The organism is Janibacter sp. LM, assembly GCF_039631275.1.
Lineage (GTDB): Bacteria > Actinomycetota > Actinomycetes > Actinomycetales > Dermatophilaceae > Janibacter > Janibacter terrae.
Genome location: NZ_JBDIVG010000033.1, coordinates 16,465 through 36,525, shown reverse-complemented (window position 1 = coordinate 36,525; position 20,061 = coordinate 16,465). Strand labels below are relative to the sequence as shown.

General features: G+C 71.9%; 20 protein-coding genes. 2 read left to right on the top strand and 18 right to left on the bottom strand.

Features of this window, described 5'->3' with window-relative positions; genetic code table 11:
* From ABC138_RS15475 to ABC138_RS15465, 3 genes are all read right to left on the bottom strand, one after another.
* Positions 1-774 (bottom strand): ParA family protein, encoded by a 774-nt coding sequence (locus tag ABC138_RS15475; protein ID WP_068325645.1) that lies wholly within the window; start codon positions 772-774, stop codon positions 1-3.
* 88 nt (positions 775-862) lie between these two features.
* The gene (locus tag ABC138_RS15470) at positions 863-2,176 is read right to left on the bottom strand and encodes a DUF2252 domain-containing protein (RefSeq protein ID WP_068325647.1); all 1,314 of its coding nucleotides are present in this window, start codon (positions 2,174-2,176) and stop codon (positions 863-865) included.
* A gap of 38 nt (positions 2,177-2,214) precedes the next feature.
* Positions 2,215-3,060 carry a PHP domain-containing protein gene (locus tag ABC138_RS15465; RefSeq protein ID WP_338538556.1) on the bottom strand — a complete coding sequence of 282 codons (846 nt, stop codon included), beginning with the start codon at positions 3,058-3,060 and terminating at the stop codon, positions 2,215-2,217.
* A gap of 75 nt (positions 3,061-3,135) precedes the next feature.
* On the opposite strand from ABC138_RS15465, the gene ABC138_RS15460 reads away from it, so the two are divergent.
* On the top strand, positions 3,136-3,939 hold the full coding sequence (locus tag ABC138_RS15460) for a GNAT family N-acetyltransferase (protein ID WP_345914240.1): 804 nt from the start codon (positions 3,136-3,138) through the stop codon (positions 3,937-3,939).
* An 18-nt stretch (positions 3,940-3,957) separates the two neighbouring features.
* On the opposite strand, the gene ABC138_RS15455 is transcribed toward ABC138_RS15460, so the two are convergent.
* The 14 genes from ABC138_RS15455 to ABC138_RS15390 form a co-directional block, all read right to left on the bottom strand.
* Positions 3,958-4,743, bottom strand: coding sequence for an enoyl-CoA hydratase-related protein (locus ABC138_RS15455; RefSeq protein ID WP_345914239.1), 786 nt, complete (start codon positions 4,741-4,743; stop codon positions 3,958-3,960).
* 19 nt (positions 4,744-4,762) lie between these two features.
* Positions 4,763-5,971 carry a 3-oxoadipyl-CoA thiolase gene (gene pcaF, locus ABC138_RS15450; protein WP_345914238.1) on the bottom strand — a complete coding sequence of 403 codons (1,209 nt, stop codon included), beginning with the start codon at positions 5,969-5,971 and terminating at the stop codon, positions 4,763-4,765.
* A complete protein-coding gene (locus ABC138_RS15445; RefSeq protein WP_068422848.1) occupies positions 5,968-6,504 on the bottom strand; it encodes a DUF6158 family protein in 537 nt (178 codons plus the stop codon). Before ABC138_RS15445 ends, pcaF begins: the two co-directional genes overlap by 4 nt.
* Positions 6,505-6,541: 37 nt before the next feature.
* On the bottom strand, positions 6,542-7,063 hold the full coding sequence (locus ABC138_RS15440; protein ID WP_338538561.1) for a gamma carbonic anhydrase family protein: 522 nt from the start codon (positions 7,061-7,063) through the stop codon (positions 6,542-6,544).
* A 1-nt stretch (position 7,064) separates the two neighbouring features.
* The gene (locus ABC138_RS15435; protein WP_068422855.1) at positions 7,065-7,922 is read right to left on the bottom strand and encodes an amidohydrolase family protein; all 858 of its coding nucleotides are present in this window, start codon (positions 7,920-7,922) and stop codon (positions 7,065-7,067) included.
* A gap of 8 nt (positions 7,923-7,930) precedes the next feature.
* The gene (gene fdxA / locus ABC138_RS15430) at positions 7,931-8,260 is read right to left on the bottom strand and encodes a ferredoxin (protein WP_068325660.1); all 330 of its coding nucleotides are present in this window, start codon (positions 8,258-8,260) and stop codon (positions 7,931-7,933) included.
* Between the two features lie 23 nt (positions 8,261-8,283).
* On the bottom strand, positions 8,284-9,297 hold the full coding sequence (locus tag ABC138_RS15425) for an NAD(P)/FAD-dependent oxidoreductase (RefSeq protein WP_068325662.1): 1,014 nt from the start codon (positions 9,295-9,297) through the stop codon (positions 8,284-8,286).
* Entirely contained in the window at positions 9,294-10,877 is a 1,584-nt protein-coding gene (locus tag ABC138_RS15420) for a benzoate-CoA ligase family protein (protein WP_338538562.1), read from the bottom strand. The genes ABC138_RS15425 and ABC138_RS15420 overlap by 4 nt, the downstream gene beginning before the upstream one ends.
* Before the next feature lie 5 nt (positions 10,878-10,882).
* Positions 10,883-12,610, bottom strand: a complete 1,728-nt coding sequence (boxC, locus tag ABC138_RS15415; protein ID WP_082817071.1) for a 2,3-epoxybenzoyl-CoA dihydrolase — start codon at positions 12,608-12,610, stop codon at positions 10,883-10,885.
* Between the two features lie 114 nt (positions 12,611-12,724).
* Positions 12,725-13,438 carry an ABC transporter ATP-binding protein gene (locus ABC138_RS15410; RefSeq protein ID WP_068325665.1) on the bottom strand — a complete coding sequence of 238 codons (714 nt, stop codon included), beginning with the start codon at positions 13,436-13,438 and terminating at the stop codon, positions 12,725-12,727.
* The gene (locus ABC138_RS15405) at positions 13,435-14,250 is read right to left on the bottom strand and encodes an ABC transporter ATP-binding protein (protein ID WP_338538564.1); all 816 of its coding nucleotides are present in this window, start codon (positions 14,248-14,250) and stop codon (positions 13,435-13,437) included. The genes ABC138_RS15410 and ABC138_RS15405 overlap by 4 nt, the downstream gene beginning before the upstream one ends.
* A complete protein-coding gene (locus tag ABC138_RS15400) occupies positions 14,247-15,209 on the bottom strand; it encodes a branched-chain amino acid ABC transporter permease (RefSeq protein ID WP_068325670.1) in 963 nt (320 codons plus the stop codon). The genes ABC138_RS15405 and ABC138_RS15400 overlap by 4 nt, the downstream gene beginning before the upstream one ends.
* Positions 15,206-16,111: a branched-chain amino acid ABC transporter permease gene (locus ABC138_RS15395; protein WP_068325672.1), complete on the bottom strand. Its 906-nt coding sequence runs from the start codon at positions 16,109-16,111 to the stop codon at positions 15,206-15,208. The genes ABC138_RS15400 and ABC138_RS15395 overlap by 4 nt, the downstream gene beginning before the upstream one ends.
* A gap of 33 nt (positions 16,112-16,144) precedes the next feature.
* Positions 16,145-17,329 (bottom strand): ABC transporter substrate-binding protein, encoded by a 1,185-nt coding sequence (locus ABC138_RS15390; RefSeq protein WP_068325674.1) that lies wholly within the window; start codon positions 17,327-17,329, stop codon positions 16,145-16,147.
* Positions 17,330-17,499: 170 nt separating this feature from the next.
* Here ABC138_RS15390 and ABC138_RS15385 point away from each other — a divergent pair, with 170 nt between their 5' ends.
* Complete coding sequence (locus tag ABC138_RS15385; RefSeq protein WP_211596776.1) at positions 17,500-18,357, top strand: PaaX family transcriptional regulator C-terminal domain-containing protein; 858 nt, start codon at positions 17,500-17,502, stop codon at positions 18,355-18,357.
* Between the two features lie 51 nt (positions 18,358-18,408).
* Here the strand turns inward: ABC138_RS15385 and ABC138_RS15380 are convergent, their stop codons facing one another.
* Positions 18,409-19,752 (bottom strand): AMP-binding protein, encoded by a 1,344-nt coding sequence (locus ABC138_RS15380; RefSeq protein ID WP_345914237.1) that lies wholly within the window; start codon positions 19,750-19,752, stop codon positions 18,409-18,411.
* Between the last annotated feature and the right edge of the window lie 309 nt (positions 19,753-20,061).

Genomic DNA, 20,061 nt, shown 5'->3' with positions numbered 1-20,061 from the left:
TCAGATCGCGGCGAGGATCGCTTCGGTGACCTCGCGGTAGGCGGCGGCGCCCTTGCTGCTGCGCGCAGTGTCGAGGATGGACCGACCGGCGGCGGGGGCTTCGGCGAAACGGACGGTGCGCGGGATCGGCGGCGACAGGACCGGCAGCTTGTACCGCGTCCCGAGGTCGTCGAGGACCTCGCGGGCGTGGTTGGAGCGCCCGTCGTACATCGTCGGCAGGATCCCGATGGTCTTGAGCTTCTTGTTGAGCAGCTTCTTGACGTCCTTGACGGTATCGAGCAGCTGGCCGACGCCGCGGTGGCTGAGCATCTCGGCCTGCATGGGGATGATCAGGCCGGTCGCGGCGGTCAGCGCCGAGAGGGTGAGGACACCCAGGCTCGGGCTGCAGTCGAGCAGGATGACGTCGTAGTCCCCGCGCACGTCCTCGAGCACGGACTGGAGGACGAACTCGCGCCCGGGGCGGGTCAGCAGCTGGGCCTCGGAGCCGGCGAGCTCGATCGTCGAGGGCAGCAGGTCGATGCCCTCCCCCGCCTCGAGGATCGCGTCGCCGATCTCGGCCTGGCCGAGGACGACCTCGTTGACGGACAGCTCCACGGCGTCCGGATCGACCCCGAGGCTGAAGGTCAGGCTCGCCTGCGGGTCGAGGTCGACGAGCAGGACCCGCTGACCGAGCTCGGCCATCGCGGCACCGATGGACGCGACCGACGTCGTCTTGGCGACGCCGCCCTTCTGGTTCGCGACAGCGATGATGGCTGCCTTCTTCGCCCGTGCCACGTGTGACGCCTTTCGATGGGAGTCGATGCCGCGCTCATCCTCTCACCCGGGCTCCGCCGCGGCGCCACCGCGACGCGCCAATGGGGCCTCAGACGGCCTGCACCGAGCCGATCCGTCCCTCCCGGAAGGCCTCGACGAAGAGGGCGTGGTCGGAGCGCACCCGCGCCGCGTAGTCGATGCCGAAGTCCACGAGGTCCCGGACCAGATCCTCCTCGCGGCCCTCGATGACCCGGGCTATCGCCTCCTCCGTCTGGAAGTCGACGACGGTGTGGTCGCTGTCGGCGTCCGAGACGCAGTGGATCTTGGCCGTGGCCCGGCCGAGGTCGGCGACGACCATCGCGATGTCGTCGGGCTCGTGCAGGTCGGACCAGGACAGGTCGAGCTCGTAGGGCGAGACCTCGTCGACGACGTAGCCCACACCCCGCACGCTCGTGAACCCCAGGAGCGGGTCGGCGTGGACCTGCAGCGCCCGCTGGCTGACCACGGTGCGTTCACCCTCGTGGGCGAAGAGGTCACGCATGCGCGGCTCGTCGACCACGTCGGCCAGCGCCGGGTGGTTGGCCTGCTTCATCGACAGGACGATGTCGTTCTCGTGGGCCTCGTTGAACCCCTCGATCAGCACGCTGTAGGCGGGCAGACCCGCGCTGCCGATGCCGAACCCGGAGCGGCCCACGACGTCCTTGACGGCGTAGAAGTTCTCCCGCTCCATCCTCTTGGCCTCGGGGATGGTGCCGAGGTAGCCCGCGAAGGCCTCGAGGACCAGCTCGCGCTCGTCCTCCTCGAGGCGGCGCACGCCGGGCCCGTCGAGGAACCGCCGGCCGGCGTCGTGCACCTCGGTCATCGAGTCGAGCATCCCGACGCGGCTGCTGCGGCGGGCCAGCTGCAGGGTGGCGTGGATCGCGCCCTGCGTGTTGCCCAGCCGCAGGGCGAACTCGGAGTCGTCGCTCTTGCCGACGAACTGGTGGACGCGCTCGATGTAGCTGGTGAGGTAGGTGGTGGCCAGGTCACGCACCGCCTGCTCGGGCAGCGCCTTGCGCCACCCCATGACGGCCAGCCCGGCGACGAAGCGGCGCAGGTCCCAGGTGAAGGGGCCGATGTAGGCCTCGTCGAAGTCGTTGACGTCGAAGACCAGCTCGCCGTGAGAGTTGATGTACGTCCCGAAGTTCTCGACGTGCAGGTCACCGTGGATCCACACCCGTCCGGTCCGCTCGTCGGCCCAGGGCTCCTCCGTGCCGGCGAGGTCGCGGTGGAAGAGGCAGGCGGTCCCCCGGTAGAAGGCGAAGGGGTGGTCGGCCATCTTGCGGAACTTCACCCGGAACGCGGCGGGAGAGGCCTCCATGAGGTCGGCGAAGGCCGCCTCGAGGGTGTCGATGACGAGCTGCTGACGCTGCTGATCGGTCATGCCGCGACGCTATGCCCTCCTGCTGGGGATCTGCTGCCTCAGGCGAGGACGGGGACGGTGCCGGAGGACGCCGCCACGATGCGCTCGAGGGACTCGGGCGCGGTGGTGTTCTCCCCCAGGCGGTTGTCCTTGCCGTCACCGTGGAAGTCGCTGCTCCCCGTGACGACGAGCTCGTGGCGCCGGGCGAGCTCGTGCGCGAGCGCCCGACCGGCGTCGTCGTGGTCGCGGTGGTCGGCCTCGATGCCCACGAGCCCGGCCGCGGCCAGCCCGGCGACGTCGTCGGCGTCGAGCGAGCGCTGCCGCTTGGTGGCGAAGGGGTGCGCCACCACGGGCACCCCACCGGCGGCCAGGACCAGCCGCACGGCCTCGGCGGTCTCGACGGCGTAGTGCGGCTCGTAGTAGACCGAGCCGTTGTGCAGCCAACGGGTGAAGACCTCGTTGCGGTCGGCCGCGACCCCGTTGGCGACGAGCGCGTCGGCCAGGTGCGGTCGCCCGAGCGCCGCGCCCGGCTCGACCTGCTCGAGGACGTCCTCCCAGGTGACGCCGAAGCCGTCGTCGGCCATGTGCTCGACGATCCGCCGCAGCCGCGGCACGCGGTCCTCGCGCATCCGGCGCATCTCCTCGGACAAGGGCTCGTCGGCCGGGTCGAAGAGGTACGCGAGCAGGTGCACGGACTTGCCCCGGTGCCGGGTCGAGAGCTCGGCCCCGCGCACCAGCGCGACCCCGTGGCGAGCGGCGGCAGCAGCCGCCTCGTCCCACCCGGCGGTGGTGTCGTGGTCGGTGATGGCGAGGGTCGTCAGACCCGCCTCTGCAGCCTGCGCGAGCAGGTCGGCGGGCGCGTCGGTGCCGTCGCTGCGGGAGGAGTGCGTGTGGAGGTCGATCACGCCGTCAGCCTATGCCCGGGCACCGACACCCGGTTCGGCTGCGGCGCCGGTCGTAGACTGCTCGCAGGAGGAGCCATGGCGCAGGACGAGCTCGTGATCCGGTCGGCCACACCCCGGGACGAAGGGGGCATCGCGCGTCTCCTCGCGGGGCTCTCGCCCACGTCTGCCCGGCTGCGTTTCTCCCACGCCGTCGCACCCGACGAGATCGCCGACCTCGCGGTGCTGCGCCCGGGCACCACCTCCGTCGTCGCGCTGCGCGCGGGGGTCGTCGTCGCCGAGGCCCGGTACGAGCGGACGAGCGAGGACGAGCCGCCGGAGCTCGCGATGGCCGTGGCCGACGGCCAGCAGGGCCGCGGTCTGGGCACCCGGATGCTCGGCGCGCTGCGGGAGCGGGCGGCCGCCGACGGCCTCCTCACGCTCCGGGCCGTCGTGCGCACGGACAACCGCGGGATGCTGCGCCTGCTGCGGACGACGAGCGCGGCGATCGCCGCGCCGGTGGAGCAGGGCGAGGTCGTCTTCGACCTCGCGACCGACGACCTCATGCCCCCGTGGCCCACCGGGCGCGCCGCGCGCAAGGTGCTCATCGAGACCCGCACCCTGCTCGACACCCCCGAGGTCGAGGCGCTGTGGGAGGCGGGCGTGGAGGTGCGCAAGTGCCAGGGCCCGGTCAACGACGCCGGACGCACCTGCCCGGCCCTCGAGCACGGCGAGTGCCGGCTGGCCGACACGGCCGACGCCGTGGTCAGCCTGCTGCCGCAGGACGACCCGACCTGCCGGCTCATCGCCGACGACCACGCGACCCACCGGGGCGAGGCGCTCGTGGCGCGCACCCACGCCCAGTGGCGCGAGGCCGCCCCGGGGCTCACCGAGCAGGACTGAGCGGACCGACCCCTGCGGTCAGCCGAGGCCGGGCCAGCGCGGCCTGCGCTTCTCGGCGAAGGCGCGCACTCCCTCGGCCCGGTCGGCGCTGAAGGCGGTGTCGTGCCAGCGGGCGTCCTCGAGGTCGAGGCCCTCGTCGAGGGTGAGGTCGAGCCCGCCGCGCATCGCCGCCTTCGCGTTGCGCACGCCCACCGGCGAGTGCTCGGCGATCGTGGCGGCCAGGGCGAGCGCCTCAGCGCGCGCGTCGTCGACGCACCGGTCCGCCAGGCCCAGGCGCAGCGCCTCGTGGCCGTCGACCCGGCGTGCGGTGAAGATCAGGTCCGCGGCGCGCGACCAGCCGATGCGACGGGTCAGCAGCTGCGTCCCGCCGCCACCCGGGATGACCCCGACGCCCACCTCGGGCAACGCGAAGCTCGCCCGCGGACCGGCGACGACGAGGTCGCACGCGAGCGCGATCTCGCAGCCGCCGCCGAGGGCGTGACCATCGACGGCTGCGATCGTCGGCACCGGCAGGTCGAGCAGGGCACGGTAGGCCAGGCGGTTGCCGGGGCGCTGGGCCCGCAGGTCGTCGTCGCTGAACCCGTTGCGCTCCTTCAGGTCCGCGCCGACGCAGAAGGCCTTGGGGTGGCTCGACGTCACGACGACCGCGCGCACCGAGGTGTCGTCGCGCAGCACGGCGCCGGTCGTCGTCAGCGCACCGGCCATCGCGGTGGAGACGGCGTTCATCGCCTCCGGACGGTCGAGGACGACCTCGACGACGCCGGCGTCGTGGCGGACGGTGGTGATGAGCGGTGAGTCGGTCATGGGGTCATCCAATCAGGGGTCACGGGCGGGAGATGAGCGCCGCGATCCCCTGGCCCACCCCGATGCACATCGTCGCGATCGCGTGGTCGAGGTCGTCGTCGGCCAGCGAGATCGCCGCCGAGAGCGCGATCCGCGCGCCGCTCATGCCGAGCGGGTGGCCGAGGGCGATCGCGCCGCCGTGCGGGTTGACCCGCGGGTCGTCATCGGCGATCCCGAGCTCGCGCAGGACCGCCAGGCCCTGCGACGCGAAGGCCTCGTTGAGCTCGATGACACCCACGTCCTCGAGCGCGACACCGGTGCGCGCCAGCAGGCGCTGCACGGCCGGGGCCGGACCGATGCCCATGACCCTCGGCTCGACGCCGATCGCCGTCACCGCGTCGACGCGGGCGAGCGGCGTGAGCCCGTGCTCCTCGACGGCGGCCTCCGAGGCGACGAGGAGGGCGGCGGCGCCGTCGTTGACCCCCGACGAGTTGCCGGCGGTGACGGTGCCGCCCTCGAAGAGGGGGCGCAACCCGCCGAGGGCCTCCAGCGACGTGGAGCGCGGGTGCTCGTCGGTGTCGACGAGGACCGGGTCGGCCTTGCGCCGCGGGACGCTCACCGGCGCGATCTCGCGCGCCAGCCGGCCCGAGGCGATCGCGGCCGCGGCCCGCTCCTGCGAGCGCAGCGCGAAGGCGTCCTGGTCCTCGCGGGAGATCTTGTGGTCGACCGCGACGTTCTCCGCCGTCCGCGGCATCGGGTCGGTGCCGTACATCCGCTCCATGTGCGGGTTGACGAAGCGCCAGCCGATCGTCGTGTCCTCCACCGTCATGCCGCGGGCGAAGGGGGTCTCGGCCTTGGGCAGGACGAAGGGGGCCCGGCTCATGCTCTCGACACCGCCGGCGACGACGAGGTCGGCGTCACCGGCGACGACGGCCCGGGCGGCGTAGCCCACGGCGTCGAGGCCCGAGCCGCACAACCGGTTGATCGTCGTCCCCGGCACGCTGACGGGCAGACCGGCGAGCAGCGCGGCCATGCGCGCGATGTTGCGGTTGTCCTCGCCCGCCTGGTTGGCGTTGCCGAGGACCACGTCGTCGATACGGGCGGGGTCGAGGCCCACGTGCCGGTCCAGCAGCTCGGCCACGACGTGCGCCGCGAGGTCGTCGGGGCGCACGCCCGACAGCGCGCCGCCGTAGCGTCCGATCGGCGTGCGGACCCCGTCGACGAGGTAGGCGTGCCGGGTCCGGCTCATGCCTCCCCCGCCAGCCGGGCACGGCCGGCGTCGGTGAGGACGCGGTCGGTGCCCTCGGTGGCGACGAGCTGGGGGTCGGCCTTGTAGAGGTCGGCGCGCACGGCGGGGTCGAGCCCGACCTCGCGGGCGGCCTGGTGCGCCTCGAGCTTGTTGAGCCGACCGCCGTTGTCGGCGAGCCGCTGCAGGAAGGCCCGGACCGGGTCGCCGTCGCCGGACCCCGCGGGGGTCTGCGGGTCGGGCAGCTCGACGAGCGCCTCGAGCTGGGCGATGACGCCGCGCACCGTCTCGCGCCACGACGCGGCGGTCTGGGCGAGGTCGGTCGGCGCGCCGCCGCTGCCCTGCCAGGTGCGCTTGGGGAAACGGCGCACGTACTCGCGCTCGAGCTCGAGCATGCGGGCCGTGTGATGGGCGAACTGCTCGGCGCTGCCGTGCAGGAAGACCCAGTTGCGGGTCTCGTGGGCTCGGGTGCCCTGGGCCTCGAGCTCCTCGTCGCTCAGCTCGGCGGCAGGGACACCCTGGGTTGCGTCGTTCATGATCGATCCCTTCGTGGTGTGTCGGTCGGGCGGTGCGTCAGTCGAGCCGGCGCAGCTGGTCGCGGTAGCGGGCGGAGTTGGTCAGGTACTCGCCGACCCCGAAGCGGACCCACTCGGTGGCCTCGGCGGGGACGGGTCGGGTCCGGGCCGGGACGCCGACGGCCATCGACCCGGCCGGGACGACCGTGTGCTGGGTGACGACGGCACCGGCCCCGATGACCGACCCGTCGCCGACGCTCGCGTGGTTGAGCACCACGGACCCGGAGCCGACGAGGCACCGGTCGCCGACGGTGCAGCCCTCGAGGTGGACGTTGTGCCCGACGACGCAGTCGGCGCCGATGGAGGTGGCCTGCTCCTCGATGCAGTGCACGACGGTGCCGTCCTGCACCGAGGTCCGGTCGCCGACGACGATCCGGCCGAAGTCGGCCCGCAGCACCGCGGTCGGCCACACGGAGGCCTGCTCGCCGAGCGTCACCGCGCCGATGACGACGGCGTCCGGGTGGATGAAGGCGGAGTCGGGGATGTGCGGGGTGAGCTCACCGAGCGCGTAGACCGCCACCTCACTGCACCTCCAGCCCACGGTAGAGACGAAGGGCGTTGCCCCCGAGGACCGCAGCGACGTCTGCCTCGGGCACCAGGTCCGCGACGGCGCGGGCGTTGACGTCGGCGCCGGGCACGCCGGGCCAGTCGGTCGCGAAGATCATCTTCTTGGCGAGCCGCTCCAGTCCCGCCGCGGCGTAGTACTGCGGCAGCCGCTTGGGCGGCAGCCCGGACAGCTCGATCCACACGCGGGGGTTGCTCATCGCCATGAAGGCGGCCTGCTCGTACCACCAGCCTCGACCGCCGTGGGCGAGCACGATGTCCAGCTCCGGGAAGTCCCGGGTCACGGCGAGCAGATGGCTCGGGTCCGCGTACTGGTTGGACGACCCGGCGAAGGTCGAGGTGCCGCAGTGGACGACGAGCGGCGCCCCCTCCTCGACGAGGACCTGGTAGGCGGGGTAGAGCATCGGGTCGTCGCAGGTGAAGCCGCCGTGCACGGGGTGCAGCTTCAGGCCCGCCGCACCGTGGCCGAGCTGGCGCCGCACCTCGTCGCCGATCGGGTGGTGCAGGTGCGGGTTGACATTGGCCATCGGCCGGAAGCGCGCCGGGTTGTGCTCGACGACCGGCAGCAGGTCGTCGAAGAGCTGCATCCCGGTGGCCTTGGGGCTGTACTCGCAGAAGAGGATCGCGATGTCGACCCCCTGCTCGGCGAAGAGCTCGTCGACGGCGGCGGGACGGGGTATCCCTTCGCCGTCCCAGGCCCGCTCGAGCACCCCGTCGGGGCCGAACTGGCGGGCCCAGTCGATCCACGACGACGACAGCGTCGAGAGCACGGGCAGGTGGACGTGGGCGTCCACGAGGACGTGACCGTCGAGCACGGCGCGCTCTACAGGTCGGCGACCATCGGGGTGTCGACCCCGATGGCACCGGTCTTGTGCGAGCCACCGGGGGCGCCGAGCGGCTCGTCACGGCCCGGCAGGACCTCGGTGAAGAAGCGTCGGTTGTCCTCGATGTGCTCGGCCATGTCCTCGGGCACCCGACGGTCCTGGCTGATCGCCTCGACCGGGCACACGGGCTCGCAGGCGCCGCAGTCGATGCACTCCTTGGGGTTGATGTAGAGCTTGCGCTCCCCTTCGTAGATGCAGTCGACGGGGCACTCCTCGGTGCACGAGGTGTCCATGACGTCGAGGCAGTGGCCGGCGATGACGTACGGCATGTCGATGTCCTCTCTGCGGTGTGTCAGGCGGGCTGCGGGACCGCGGGCTGGTTGTCGGTCGAGTGACCGGGGAAGAGCTGCGCGTCGGGGTCGATGTGCACGGCCGCGTTGTTGACCGCCGTGGCCACCTCGCCGAAGCCGACGGCGATGAGCCGCACCTTGCCGTCGTAGTCGGTGATGTCACCGGCGGCGAAGACGCCCGCGACGTTGGTGCGCATGGCCGGGTCGACGACGAGGTGCCGGTTGTCGTGCAGCTCGACTCCCCACTCGCGCAGCGGGCCGAGGTTCGCGGTGAACCCGAGGGCCGCGACGAGGCGGGTGCACGGGAGGGACCGGGGCTCCTCCCCCTTCGGCGTGATCGTCACCGACTGGAGCGTCCCGTCGCCGACGGTCTCGGTGACCTGGGCGTTGAGCACGACCTCGACCGGCGCGGCCTGCATCTGCTCGACCGACGCGTGGTGGGCACGGAACTGGTCCCGGCGGTGCACGAGGGTCACGCTACGCGCGATCGGGTGCAGCATGTTGGCCCAGTCGACCGCGGAGTCGCCGCCGCCGACGATGACGACGTCCTGGCCGGCGTACTCCGCCGAGCTCGGCACGAAGTACTCGAGGCCACGGCCGAGGAAGTCCTCGCCCGCGGGCAGCGTGCGCGGCGTGAAGGTGCCGATGCCGCCGGTGACGACGACCGCACCCGCGTCGATGCGGTCCCCGGTGCTCGTCGTGACGACGAGACGCTCGCGGCCGTCCTCGCCCGGCACGTGCTCGAGCTGCTGGGCCTCCTGCCCCAGCAGGTACGTCGGGGCGTACGGCGCGGCCTGCTCGACGAGGTTGGTGATGAGCTGGCGTCCGGACACGGCCGGGAAGCCGGCGATGTCGAAGATCTGCTTCTCCGGGTACATCGCGCTCACCTGCCCACCGACCTGGCTCAGGCTGTCGATGACGGCGGTGCTCAGGCCGCGGACGCCCGCGTAGTAGGCCCCGAAGAGCCCGACGGGTCCCGCGCCCACGATGAGCAGGTCGACGGTCGTGGTGGTCATGAGACGGCCTCCTTGGCCTGCAGCTCCTTGACGAGGGCACGCACCTTGAACCGCTGCATCTTGCCGGTCGCGGTCTTGGGCAGCTCGTCGACGAAGTAGACGTGACGGGGCCGCTTGAAGGGCGCCAGCCCCTCGCGGCACCAGGCGTCGAGGTCCTCCGCGCTCACCGCGGAGCGCGTGACGACCGCGGCGACCGGCTTGACGAGACCGTCGGCGTCCTCCTGGCCGACGACGGCGCACTCGAGCACGGCGTCGTGGGCGAGCAGTCGGTCCTCGACCTCGGTCGGGCTGACCCAGATGCCACCGGCCTTGAGCAGGTCGGTGGCCCGGCCCATGCACGTGTAGTAGCCGTCGGCGTCGCGCACGTAGGTGTCACCCGTGTTGACCCACTCGCCCTGGAAGACGGTGCGCGTGGCCTCCGCCCGGCGCCAGTACCCCAGCGCCGAGGAGGCGCCGCGCACGAAGAGCGTGCCCGGCTCGCCGTCCTCGACGAGCGTGCCGTCGAGGTCACGGATCTCGAGGTCGTAGCCCGGCACGGCCCGGCCGGTCGTGCCCATGCGGATCTCTCCCGGGCGGTTGGACAGGAAGATGTGCAGGCACTCGGTCGAGCCGATCCCGTCGAGGATCTCGAGACCGAAGCGCGCGAGCATCCGCTCCTGCACCCCGGGCGGCAGCGGCTCGCCCGCCGAGGCCCCGAGGCGGACACCGGCGAAGGTGTCGTCGGGGATGTCGCTGGCCAGCAGCCCGGCGTAGAAGGTCGGCACCCCGAAGAAGAGCGTCGCCCGGCCCTGCACGACCCGCTCGGCCATGCCGGTCGGGGTGGGGCGCTCGGGGTTGAGGACGGCGGTCGCCCCCACCGAGAGCGGGAAGAACATCGAGTTGCCGATGCCGTAGGCGAAGAACAGCTTGGCCACGGACAGGCAGCGGTCGTCCTCGGTGATGCCCAGGACCTGGGTCCCGTAGGTCTGCGTGACGATGCGGATGTTGTCGTGCCGGTGCATCGCGCCCTTGGGCTTGCCCGTCGTGCCGGATGTGTAGAGCCACAGGGCCCAGGCGTCCGGTCCGGCGGGCACGGGCTCGCGCCCGGCCGCGTCGGCGGCCGCCCCGCGCTCGAGCAGCTGATCGAACGAGAGCTGCTCGACGCCCTGGGCCGCAGCGGCGGCCTCGCCGGGGTCGCCGTCCCAGATGACCTGGCGCAGCTCCGGGCACGCGGCCGCGGCCCGGGCCGCCGGCTCGGCGAAGGTGTCGCTCGCGACGAGGGCGACGGCGCCCGAGTCGCCGATGATCTCGGCCAGCTCGGCGGGGCCGTACATCGTCGAGACCGGGACCGCGACGAATCCGCCGCGGATGGCCCCGAGGATGCCCGTGAAGAGGGCGATGTCGTCGTTGGCGACGAAGACGACCCGGTCGTCCCGGCGCAAGCCGAGGGACCGCAGTCCCGCGGCCACGCGGCCGGTGAGCTCGACGAGCTCGGTGTACGTCACCGTCTGCGAGGGCGTCTCGACGGCCGGGTGGTCACCGCGTTCCACGGCGACCCGGTCGACGAGCCAGGCTGCAGCGTTGAAGCCGGCGTCCGACATGTGCCTCAGACCCTCTCCAGGTTGTACTCGCCCTTTTGGCCGGACCCGTAGCGCCGCAGGGCGCCTTCCGGGCCGGAGGCGTTGGGGCGGATGAAGATCCAGTTCTGCCAGGCGGTGAGCCGACCGAAGATCTTGGTCTCCATCGTCTCGGGGCCGACGAAGCGGTGGTTGGCCTCCATGCCGGTCAGGGCGTCGGGGCTGAGGGCGGCCCGCTCCTCGAGGACGATGCGCAGCTCGTCCTCGAAGTCGATGTCGTCGAGGGCGGTGGTGACGAGCCCGGCGGCGTCGGCGGCGGCGGCGTCGAGGTCGGTGCCCTTGGCGGCGCGCGCGGTCTCGAGGTCCTGCTCGCGACCGAAGAAGCGCGACTCGAGGCGGGTGAGCCCGTTGCCCATCGGGTAGCGGCCGTCGTTGACGTCGGTCAGGCGGATGGTCGCCGGGGTCGCGTCGGGGTCGACGTCCTCGTAGACACCCTCGAGCATGTACTGGCGGTCCGCGGCGAGCGCGAGCTCCAGGAGCGTGCCGACGAAGGCCGAGCCGGGCTCGATGACCGCGATGAGGCTGCGCGAGGTGACGTCGAGACGCTTCAGCGTGCGCTTGAGGTAGTGCACCACCTCGTTGACGAACCAGTGCTCGGACCACTCGTCGAGCTTGGCGTCGTGGGCGAGGACGAGCTCCTGGTCACCGCTCGTGCGCAGGACCCAGGTGCCCAGCTGCAGCTCGTTGGTGCGCAGGTGCAGGATGAGGTCGTCGAGCTCGCGGGCCAGGGCGAGCGGGTAGTAGTCGACCCCCTGCGCCCGGGCGGCCTCGGCGTCCGCCGGCGGCGCCTCGGTCGGTGCGGAGACGGTGATGTCGACCCGTCGGCCGGCGCGGTCCAGGGTCGCGGCGACGTGGCTGTAGGAGATGACGTCGCCGTCGATCGTGCGCTCCAGCTCGGGGAGCTCGACACCCTCGCCCGCCTGCCCACCACGGGTGGACTCGGCGGCCGCGGCGTGGGCCCGCTTGCTGATCTCCTCGTCCCAGGCACCGCGCGGGATCGTCGCGTCGATGAGGCCCCACTCGACGGCGGTGCTGCCGCGGTAGCCCTCGGACTTCGTCGCGAAGAGGTCGGCGCGGTCCTTGCGCACGTGCCGCTTGTCCACGACCCGGGTCAAGCCGCCGGTGCCGGGGAGGACGCCCAGGAGCGGGACCTCGGGCAGGGAGACCGTCGAGCTGTTGTCGTCGACGAGGACGATGTCGTCGCAGGCCAGGGCGAGCTCGTAGCCGCCACCGGCCGCGGTGCCGTTGAGGGCCGCGATCCACTTCTGGCCGGAGCTGGCGGTCGCGTCCTCGATGCCGTTGCGGGTCTCGTTGGTGAACTTGCAGAAGTTCACCTTCCAGCTGTGCGGCGAGGCCGCGAGCATCCGGATGTTGGCGCCGGCGCAGAACATCCGCTCCAGGCCACCGGTCATGACGACCGCCTTGACCTCCGGGTGCTCGAAGCGCATCCGCTGGACGACGTCGTAGAGCTCGATGTCGACGCCCAGGTCGTAGCTGTTCATCTTCAGCTCGTAGCCGGGGACGAGGCCGCCCTGCTCGTCGACGGCCAGCTTCACCGTGGCGACGTCGCCGTCGTACTCCACGGTGAAGTGGCGGTAGCGCTCCGGGGAGGTGCGGAACTCGACGACCGGCGGGGCGGACGCGGGCTCCGCGCTCGTCCCGGGGGCCGCGGCCTGGTCGATGGTGGTCTCGCTCACGGTCAAACCTTCCGTCGGTGCCGATCGGACGTCGCGGAAGGAACCACGACGTCGGGGTACGTCCCTATCTTCTACATCGCACCCACGCTACGTCAAGAGCGTGTAGCACTTTTTTCACCCGACGCCGAGCAGCCGCCGCGCCCGCGCCGCGTCCCCGCGGAACTCGTGGGTGGTGCTGTCGTGGACGATGCGGCCCTTCTCCATGACGACGACGCGGTCGGCGACGGAGAAGGCCGCACGCAGGTCCTGCTCGACGACGAGGACCGTGATGCCCTCCTGGGCGAGCTCGGAGACGATGCCCATGACCTGCTGCACGATGGCCGGCGCGAGCCCGTCGGAGGGCTCGTCGAGCAGGAGCACGCGTGGGCCGAGCAGCAGCGCCCGCCCGATCGCGAGCATCTGCTGCTCGCCGCCGGAGAGCTGGTCGCCCCGGTTGCCGCGTCGCTCGCGCAGCCGCGGCATGAGCTCGTAGACGCGCTCGAGCGTCCACTCCCCCGAGTGCTTGCCCTCGGCGATGCGCAGGTTGTTGTGCACCGTGAGCGGCGCGAAGACCCGCCGCCCCTGGGGCACGATCGCCAGCCCGACACCCGCCCTGCGGTGCGTCGGCATCCGGGTGATGTCCTCGTCGCCGACGTGGATGCTGCCGGCGAGGGTCGGGACGAACCCCATGATCGTCGACATGAGGGTCGTCTTGCCCACGCCGTTGCGCCCGAGCAGCGCCACGGTCTCGCCGGCCGCCACGTGCAGGTCGACCCCGGTGAGGACGGTGCTGCCCCCGTAGCCGGACTCGACGCCCGCGATCCTCAGGTCTGCTCCGGTGCCGCTCATCGGGCCGCCTCCTCGGTGGTCGGTGCCTCGTGGAAGAGCTCCTCGAGGGAGTCCTCCCCCAGGTAGGCCTGCTGGACGGTGGGGTCCTCGCGCACCTCGTCCGCGGGGCCGTCGGCGATGAGTGCGCCGAGGTGCAGCACGCTCACCCGGTCGGCGAGCCGGAAGACGAGCTCGAGGTCGTGCTCGATGATGACGACCGTCAGGTCTTCGGGCAGCGAGTGGACCAGCTCGGCGAAGCGCTGGCTCTCCGCGGGCGACATGCCGGCGGCCGGCTCGTCGAGCAGGAGCAGCTGCGGCCGCGTGGCCAGGGCCACCGCGACCTCGAGCTGGCGTCGCTCGCCGTGGCTGAGGTTGCCGGTCATGATGTGCGACCGGTCGGCGAGCCCGACGTCGGCGACGCACTGCTCGGCGAGATCGTCGATCTCGCTGTTGCGTCGGTGGGACGAGGTCAGCCACGACATCCCCTTGCCGGCGACCCGCTGGGCCGCGAGGGCGACGTTGTCGAGCGGGTTCATCGACAGGAAGAGCGAGCTGTGCTGGAAGGTCTTGCCCAGCCCGCGGCGCGCCCGCCAGGCCGCGGAGCGGCGGGTGACGTCCTCCCCGGCGAGGAGGACCTGGCCGGAGGTGACGGGCAGCCCGCCGGCCACGAGGTTGAAGAGGGTCGACTTGCCGGCTCCGTTGGGGCCGATGAGGGCGTGGCGTCCCCCCTTCGCCACGTCGAGGCTCACGTCGTCGACGGCGACGAGCGCGCCGTACTTCTTCGTGACGCCGCGCAGGGAGAGGGCCGGGACATCGGTGGTCGGCACGGTCATGCCTTCTTCTCCTGGAATCGTCGGACGAGCAGCCGGCGCCAGCTGGTGCCGGCGAAACCGTGCGGCAGGAGGTAGACGACGGCGATGAAGACGAGACCGAGCAGCAGCGGTCCGCGACCCCCGAGGGAGGCGCCGATGTCGTCGCGCACGATCGTCACCAGGGCCGCGCCGAGCACGGCGCCCCAGAGGCGGCCGCGGCCGCCGACGACGACCGCGAGCAGCGCCATGGCCGAGACCTCGAAGGCGAGGTCCTCCGGGGAGACGAAGCGGTTCTGCGCGACCCACAGGGACCCGGCCGCGCCCGCGACCGCCCCGGCGATGCCGTAGACGACGAGCTTGAGCCGGAAGGTGGAGTAGCCGAGCGAGCCCATCCGCTCCTCGTTGTCCCGCAGGCCGCGAAGGGAGCGACCCAGGGTCGAGCGCGACGTCCACCAGACGACGGCGAAGCCGACGAGGAAGACGAGCAGCACCCACCAGTACCGGACGCCGGCGAGCGTCACCGGCTCACCGCCGGGGGCGAGGGTGATCGACGGGATCCCGTAGAGCCCGTTGGTCCCGCCGGTCAGGCCGCTCCAGCGCTGCGCGAGGACGTGCACGAGCTCGGCGATCGCGAGGGTGAGCATGAGGAAGTAGGTGCCCTTGGTGCGGACCATGAGCACCCCGGTGACGAGGGCGAAGACGCCTCCGGTCACCACGGCCGCGAGCAGCGCCACGGGGGCGAAGGCATCGATGTCACGGGCCACGAGCGCGGCCGTGTAGGCACCGACGCCGAAGGGGGCCGCGTGCCCGAGCGAGGGCATGCCGGAGACCCCGACGAGCAGGTCCAGGCTCACGGCAAGAAGAGCCAGCGCGAGCACCCTGCTCAGCGTGTTGGCCGTGTCGGCCGGGAAGATCAGCGGGACGGCCGCGAGGAGCAGGACGACGATGACCGCGAGGAGCGCGGGGAGCTTGTCCCTCATGCCGCCGCCTCCTTGGTGCCGAGCAGGCCCTGGGGTCGCAGGAGCAGGACCAGGCCCATAGCGCCGAAGACGAGGAAGGACGCGTGGTCCGGCAGGAGCGAGACGCCGAGGGTCTCGATCTGGCCGATGACGAGGGCCCCGACGAGGGCCCCGCTCACGGAGCCGAGGCCACCGATGACGACGACCACGAGACCGAGCAGCAGGATCCGGTTGTCCAGGCCCGGGTAGGCCGAGAGGATCGGCCCGCCGATGACGCCGCCGGCCGCGGCCAGTGCCGCACCGACGGCGAAGACGCCGGTCACGAGGCGCTTGGTGTCAACCCCCAGGGCGGAGACCATCTGGGGGTCGACGACCGAGGCCCGCACGAGCGAGCCGACGCGGGTGCGCTCGATGACGTAGAGCGCCGCCACTGCCAGGAGGGCGCCGACGACGATGACGACCAACCGGTAGAGCGGGTAGGACTGCCCGAAGATCGTCACGCTCCCGTCCAGGCCCTGCGGCGCCGGGATGGAGCGCACGTCGTTGCCGAACCGCATCGAGACGAGGTCGGAGACGACGAGCGCGATGCCCAGCGTGAGCAGGGCCTGGTCCAGGTGGCCGCGGTGGGCCACCGGTCGGACCATCGCCGACAGCCCCCACCCGCCGATGCCGCCGATGAGTGCCGCGAGCAGCACGGCGCCGCCGAAGGCGACCAGCGTCATGGTCGATCCCCCGCCGATCAGCGCGACGGCGACGTAGGCGCCGACGAGGTAGATCGCTCCGTGGGCGAGGTTGAGCACGTCCATGACGCCGAAGACGAGCGAGAGCCCGAGGGCGATGACGAAGAGCAGGACGCCGGTGGCGAGCCCGTCGATCATCGTCACCCCGTTGTCGGTGATGAAGTTGGCCGTCAGTGCGGTCACGTGGATCTCCCAGCAGTGGGTGGGGCGGACGGGTCAGGAAGAGGGCTTGGTGAGCTCGCTCTCGATGACATTGGTCCAGGCGTCACCCTTCTTCTCGACCTTGCGCAGGTAGTAGGTCTGGTCCGGGCCCTGCGTGTCGGAGAAGGACCACGGGCCGCGGGGGCTGTCGACCTCACCGGTCGCCTTCAGGCCCTCGACGATCTGGTCGCCGCTGGTGCCCTTGTCGAGCGCCTTGTCCAGGACGGCGCCGGCGTCGTACGTCTGCATCGCGTAGACCGTCGGCGGCACCTTGTTGGCGGCGGTGTAGGCCTTGACGAAGGTCTTGTTCTTCGGGTTGTCCAGCTCCGAGGAGTAGTGCAGCGAGGTGAAGATGCCCTCCGCGGACTTGCCCTGCGCCGTGAGGGCGCCGCCCTCGGTGAGGAAGCCGGTGGCGTAGAAGGGGATGTCCTTGTGCAGACCGAGCTGGTCGTACTGCTTGACGAAGGTGACCGCCTCGGCGCCGGCGTAGAACGCGAAGACCGCCTTGGGCTTGGCGTTGCGGACCTTCTGCAGGTACGGCTGGAAGTTCGTCGTCTTGCCGAAGGGGGTCATCTGGGTCCCGGCGACCTTGCCGCCCGCGCCCTCGAAGGACTTCTTGAAGCTGGCGAGGAACTCCTGGCCCGCCGCGTAGTCGGGACCGACGAGGTAGACCTTGCCGTCACCGACCTCCTTGGCGACGTGGGCACCGATGGCCTCGCTGACCTCACCGTTGGAGAAGCTGGTCCGCCACACGTACGGGGAGGAGGACTTGCCGGTGATGTCGTTGGCGCCGGCGTTGGTGATGATGAGCGGCTTCTTCGCCTCGGTGAAGGAGTCGGTCAGGCCGAGCGCCACGGCGGAGTTGACGATGCCGACCACGGCGTCGACGGACTCGTCCTGGGCCAGCTTGGTGCCGGCGGGGACGCCGTCCTCGGGACCGGACCCCTCGTCGACGACGGTCAGCTCGACCTCCTTGCCGCCGAGCTTGTTGTCGTTCTCGTCGAGATAGAGGCGGAAGCCGGCCTCCATGTCCTTGCCGAGGGGCGCGTAGACGCCGGACTGCGGCACGAGGAGGGCGATCTTGACCTTGTCGTCGTCGCCGCCTTCGTCACCCCCTCCGCCGGAGAGGGCCGACCCACCGCAGGCGGTGAGGGCGAAGGTCATGGTGAGGGCCAGCGGGAGGGTACGGGTGGCGCGCATCGGGACTCCAGGGGTGCGGTCTCGTCATTGAGGGCACGACGGGTCGGTGGGATCCGACCCCGTCGTCGGTGACACCGAGAATGGTGGGGAATTGTTCTACAGTCAATAGGCGCCTCGAAACAATTTCGTAGCAAATTGGGTTAAGGTCTGCTTCACCCCGAGGAGGACGAGTGACGACCAATCTGCAGGCCCCCACCGAGGTGGGCGATCGATCGACCCCGGCAAGCGCTCGCTCGCTCCTGCTGACGATCCTCGGCGAGTTCGTCCACCCCCGCGACGGGGCGGCGTGGACGGGCACGCTCGTGTCCGCGCTCGGCGCCCTGGGCGTCGAGGAGAAGTCCGCGCGGCAGACGATCGCCCGCACGGCGAGCCAGGGGATCATCGAGTCGGAACGGCACGGCCGCCGGGTGCGGTGGCAGCTGACCGAGCACGGACGCGCCCTGCTCGCCGAGGGCACCGACCGGATCTACGGCTTCCTGCGTCGCCCGCGCGCCTGGGACGGCCAGTGGCTCGTGGTCGCCGCCGCCGTCCCCGAGTCGCAACGCAGCACGCGGCACCGGTTGCGCACCCGGATGACCTGGCTGGGCCTGGGCTGCCCGACCCCGGGCCTGTGGATCATCCCCGACGCCGACAAGGAGACCGAGGTCCAGCACACCCTCGCCGACCTCGACCTCGGCGACCGGGCCTTCGCGTGGGTCGGCCGCCGGGCCGCCGGCACCGACCCGACCGCGCTCATCGACGCGGCCTGGGACCTCGACGAGGTGCGCGCCCGCTACCGGGACTTCGCCGACGACTTCGGCGAGCGGGAGGTCGCCGGCGACGACGCGGCCTTCGTCGCGCAGGTGGAGCTCATCCAGGCCTGGCGCGCCTTCCCCTTCGTCGACCCGGACCTCCCGGCCGAGCTGCTCCCGCCGGACTGGCCCGGACCGCAGGCCGCGACCCTCTTCCACACCCGTCGGGACCGCTGGCACCGGCTCGCCCAGCGCGAGTGGGAGCGCATGGAGACCGCGGCCGGCGAACGCACCTGACCCGCCGCGGGTGGAGGTGGTCCCGAACCCCGCCACGACGAGGGCGACACGTCATGCGGTCTGGTCGCGCAACCTGTACCGCTGCACCTTGCCGGTGGCCGTGCGGGGCAGCGCGTCGATGAACTCCACCCGGCGCGGGTACTTGTAGGGAGCGATTCGGCTCTTGACGTGGTCCTGGATGGCGGCAGCCAGCTCCGGGCCGGCCTGCGCCCCGTCCCGGAGCACGACGTAGGCGACGACCAGCTGGCCCCGGCTCGGGTCGGCCTGCCCGACCACGGCGCAGTCGGAGACGTCCGGGTGCGAGAGCACCGCCTCCTCCACCTCGGGTCCGGCGATGTTGTACCCGGAGGAGATGATCATGTCGTCGTTGCGGGCCCGGTACCAGAAGTACCCCTCGTCGTCGCGGACAAAGGTGTCGCCGGTGATGTTCCAGCCGTTCTCCACGTACACCTGCTGGCGGGGATCGGCCAGGTAGCGGCACCCGGTCGGGCCCTTGACGGCGAGCCGGCCGGGGGTGCCGTCGGGGACCGTCCGGCCGTCCTCGTCGACGACCCTGGCGGTGTACCCCGGCACCTCGACACCGGTCGAGCCCGGATGGATGTCGTCGTCGGCCGCCGCGATGAAGACGTGCAGCATCTCGGTGGACCCGATGCCGTCGATGATGCGGATCCCCGTGCCTTCGTGGAAGGTCCGCCACGTCGCCTCGTCCAGGTGCTCGCCCGCGGACACGGCCCGGCGCAGCGAACCGAGCGAACCGGTGTGCCCTCCGGAGACCATCGCCCGGTAGGCCGTCGGTGCCGTGAAGCAGATCGTGACGCCGTGGGTCTCGATGTGGCCCGCCAGCTCCGCCGGGGTCGCCTTCTCCACCAGCAGCGTGCTCGCGCCGACTCTCAGGGGGAAGACCACTGCCCCACCGAGGCCGAAGGTGAAGGCGATCGGGGGTGTCCCGGTGAACCGGTCCTCGGGGGTGGGCTGCAGCACGTGGCGCGAGAAGGTGTCGGCGATCGCCAGCACGTCGCGGTGGAAGTGCATCGTGGCCTTCGGCCGGCCGGTTGTCCCGGAGGTGAAGGCCAGCAGGGCGACGTCGTCGGCAGCGGTGACCACGTCGTCGTGCTCGGTGGATGCCTCGGCGATCCTCTGGCACAGGTCGTCGGCCGACGACCCGCCGTAGGCGACGACGGGCGCCGAAGTCCCCGCCGCCTGCAGCTCGTCGAGGAACCGGTGGTCGCACAGTGACAGGTCGATCCGAGCGATCTCGTCCACGGCGGCGAGCTCTCCCGCGCGCAGCAACGGCATCGTGGCGACGACGACACCGCCGGCCTTGAGGACGCCGAACCAGCAGGCCACCGTCCACGGGTTGTTCGGGCCGCGCAGCAGCACCCGGTTGCCGGGCACGAGACCGAGATCCTCGACCAGCAGGTTCGCGATCCGGTTTGGCCGTGGTGCGCAGCTCCTCGTAGGACCACTCCTCACCATCGGGGCTGAGCAGGCACGGACGGTCCCCACCGTGCTCTCGGATGACGTCGTCCAGCAGGGCGGTGGCGCAGTTCAACCGATCGGGGTAGCTGGTGTCGGGTCCGAGCACGATCTCGGGCCAGTCGGCAGGATCGGGCAGGTTGTCGCGGCAGAAGGTGTCGGTGTGGGCCGACGGGGACAGCGTCTCCGGGGACGGGGTCGTTGACGTGGGCACGGGGTCTCCTCACT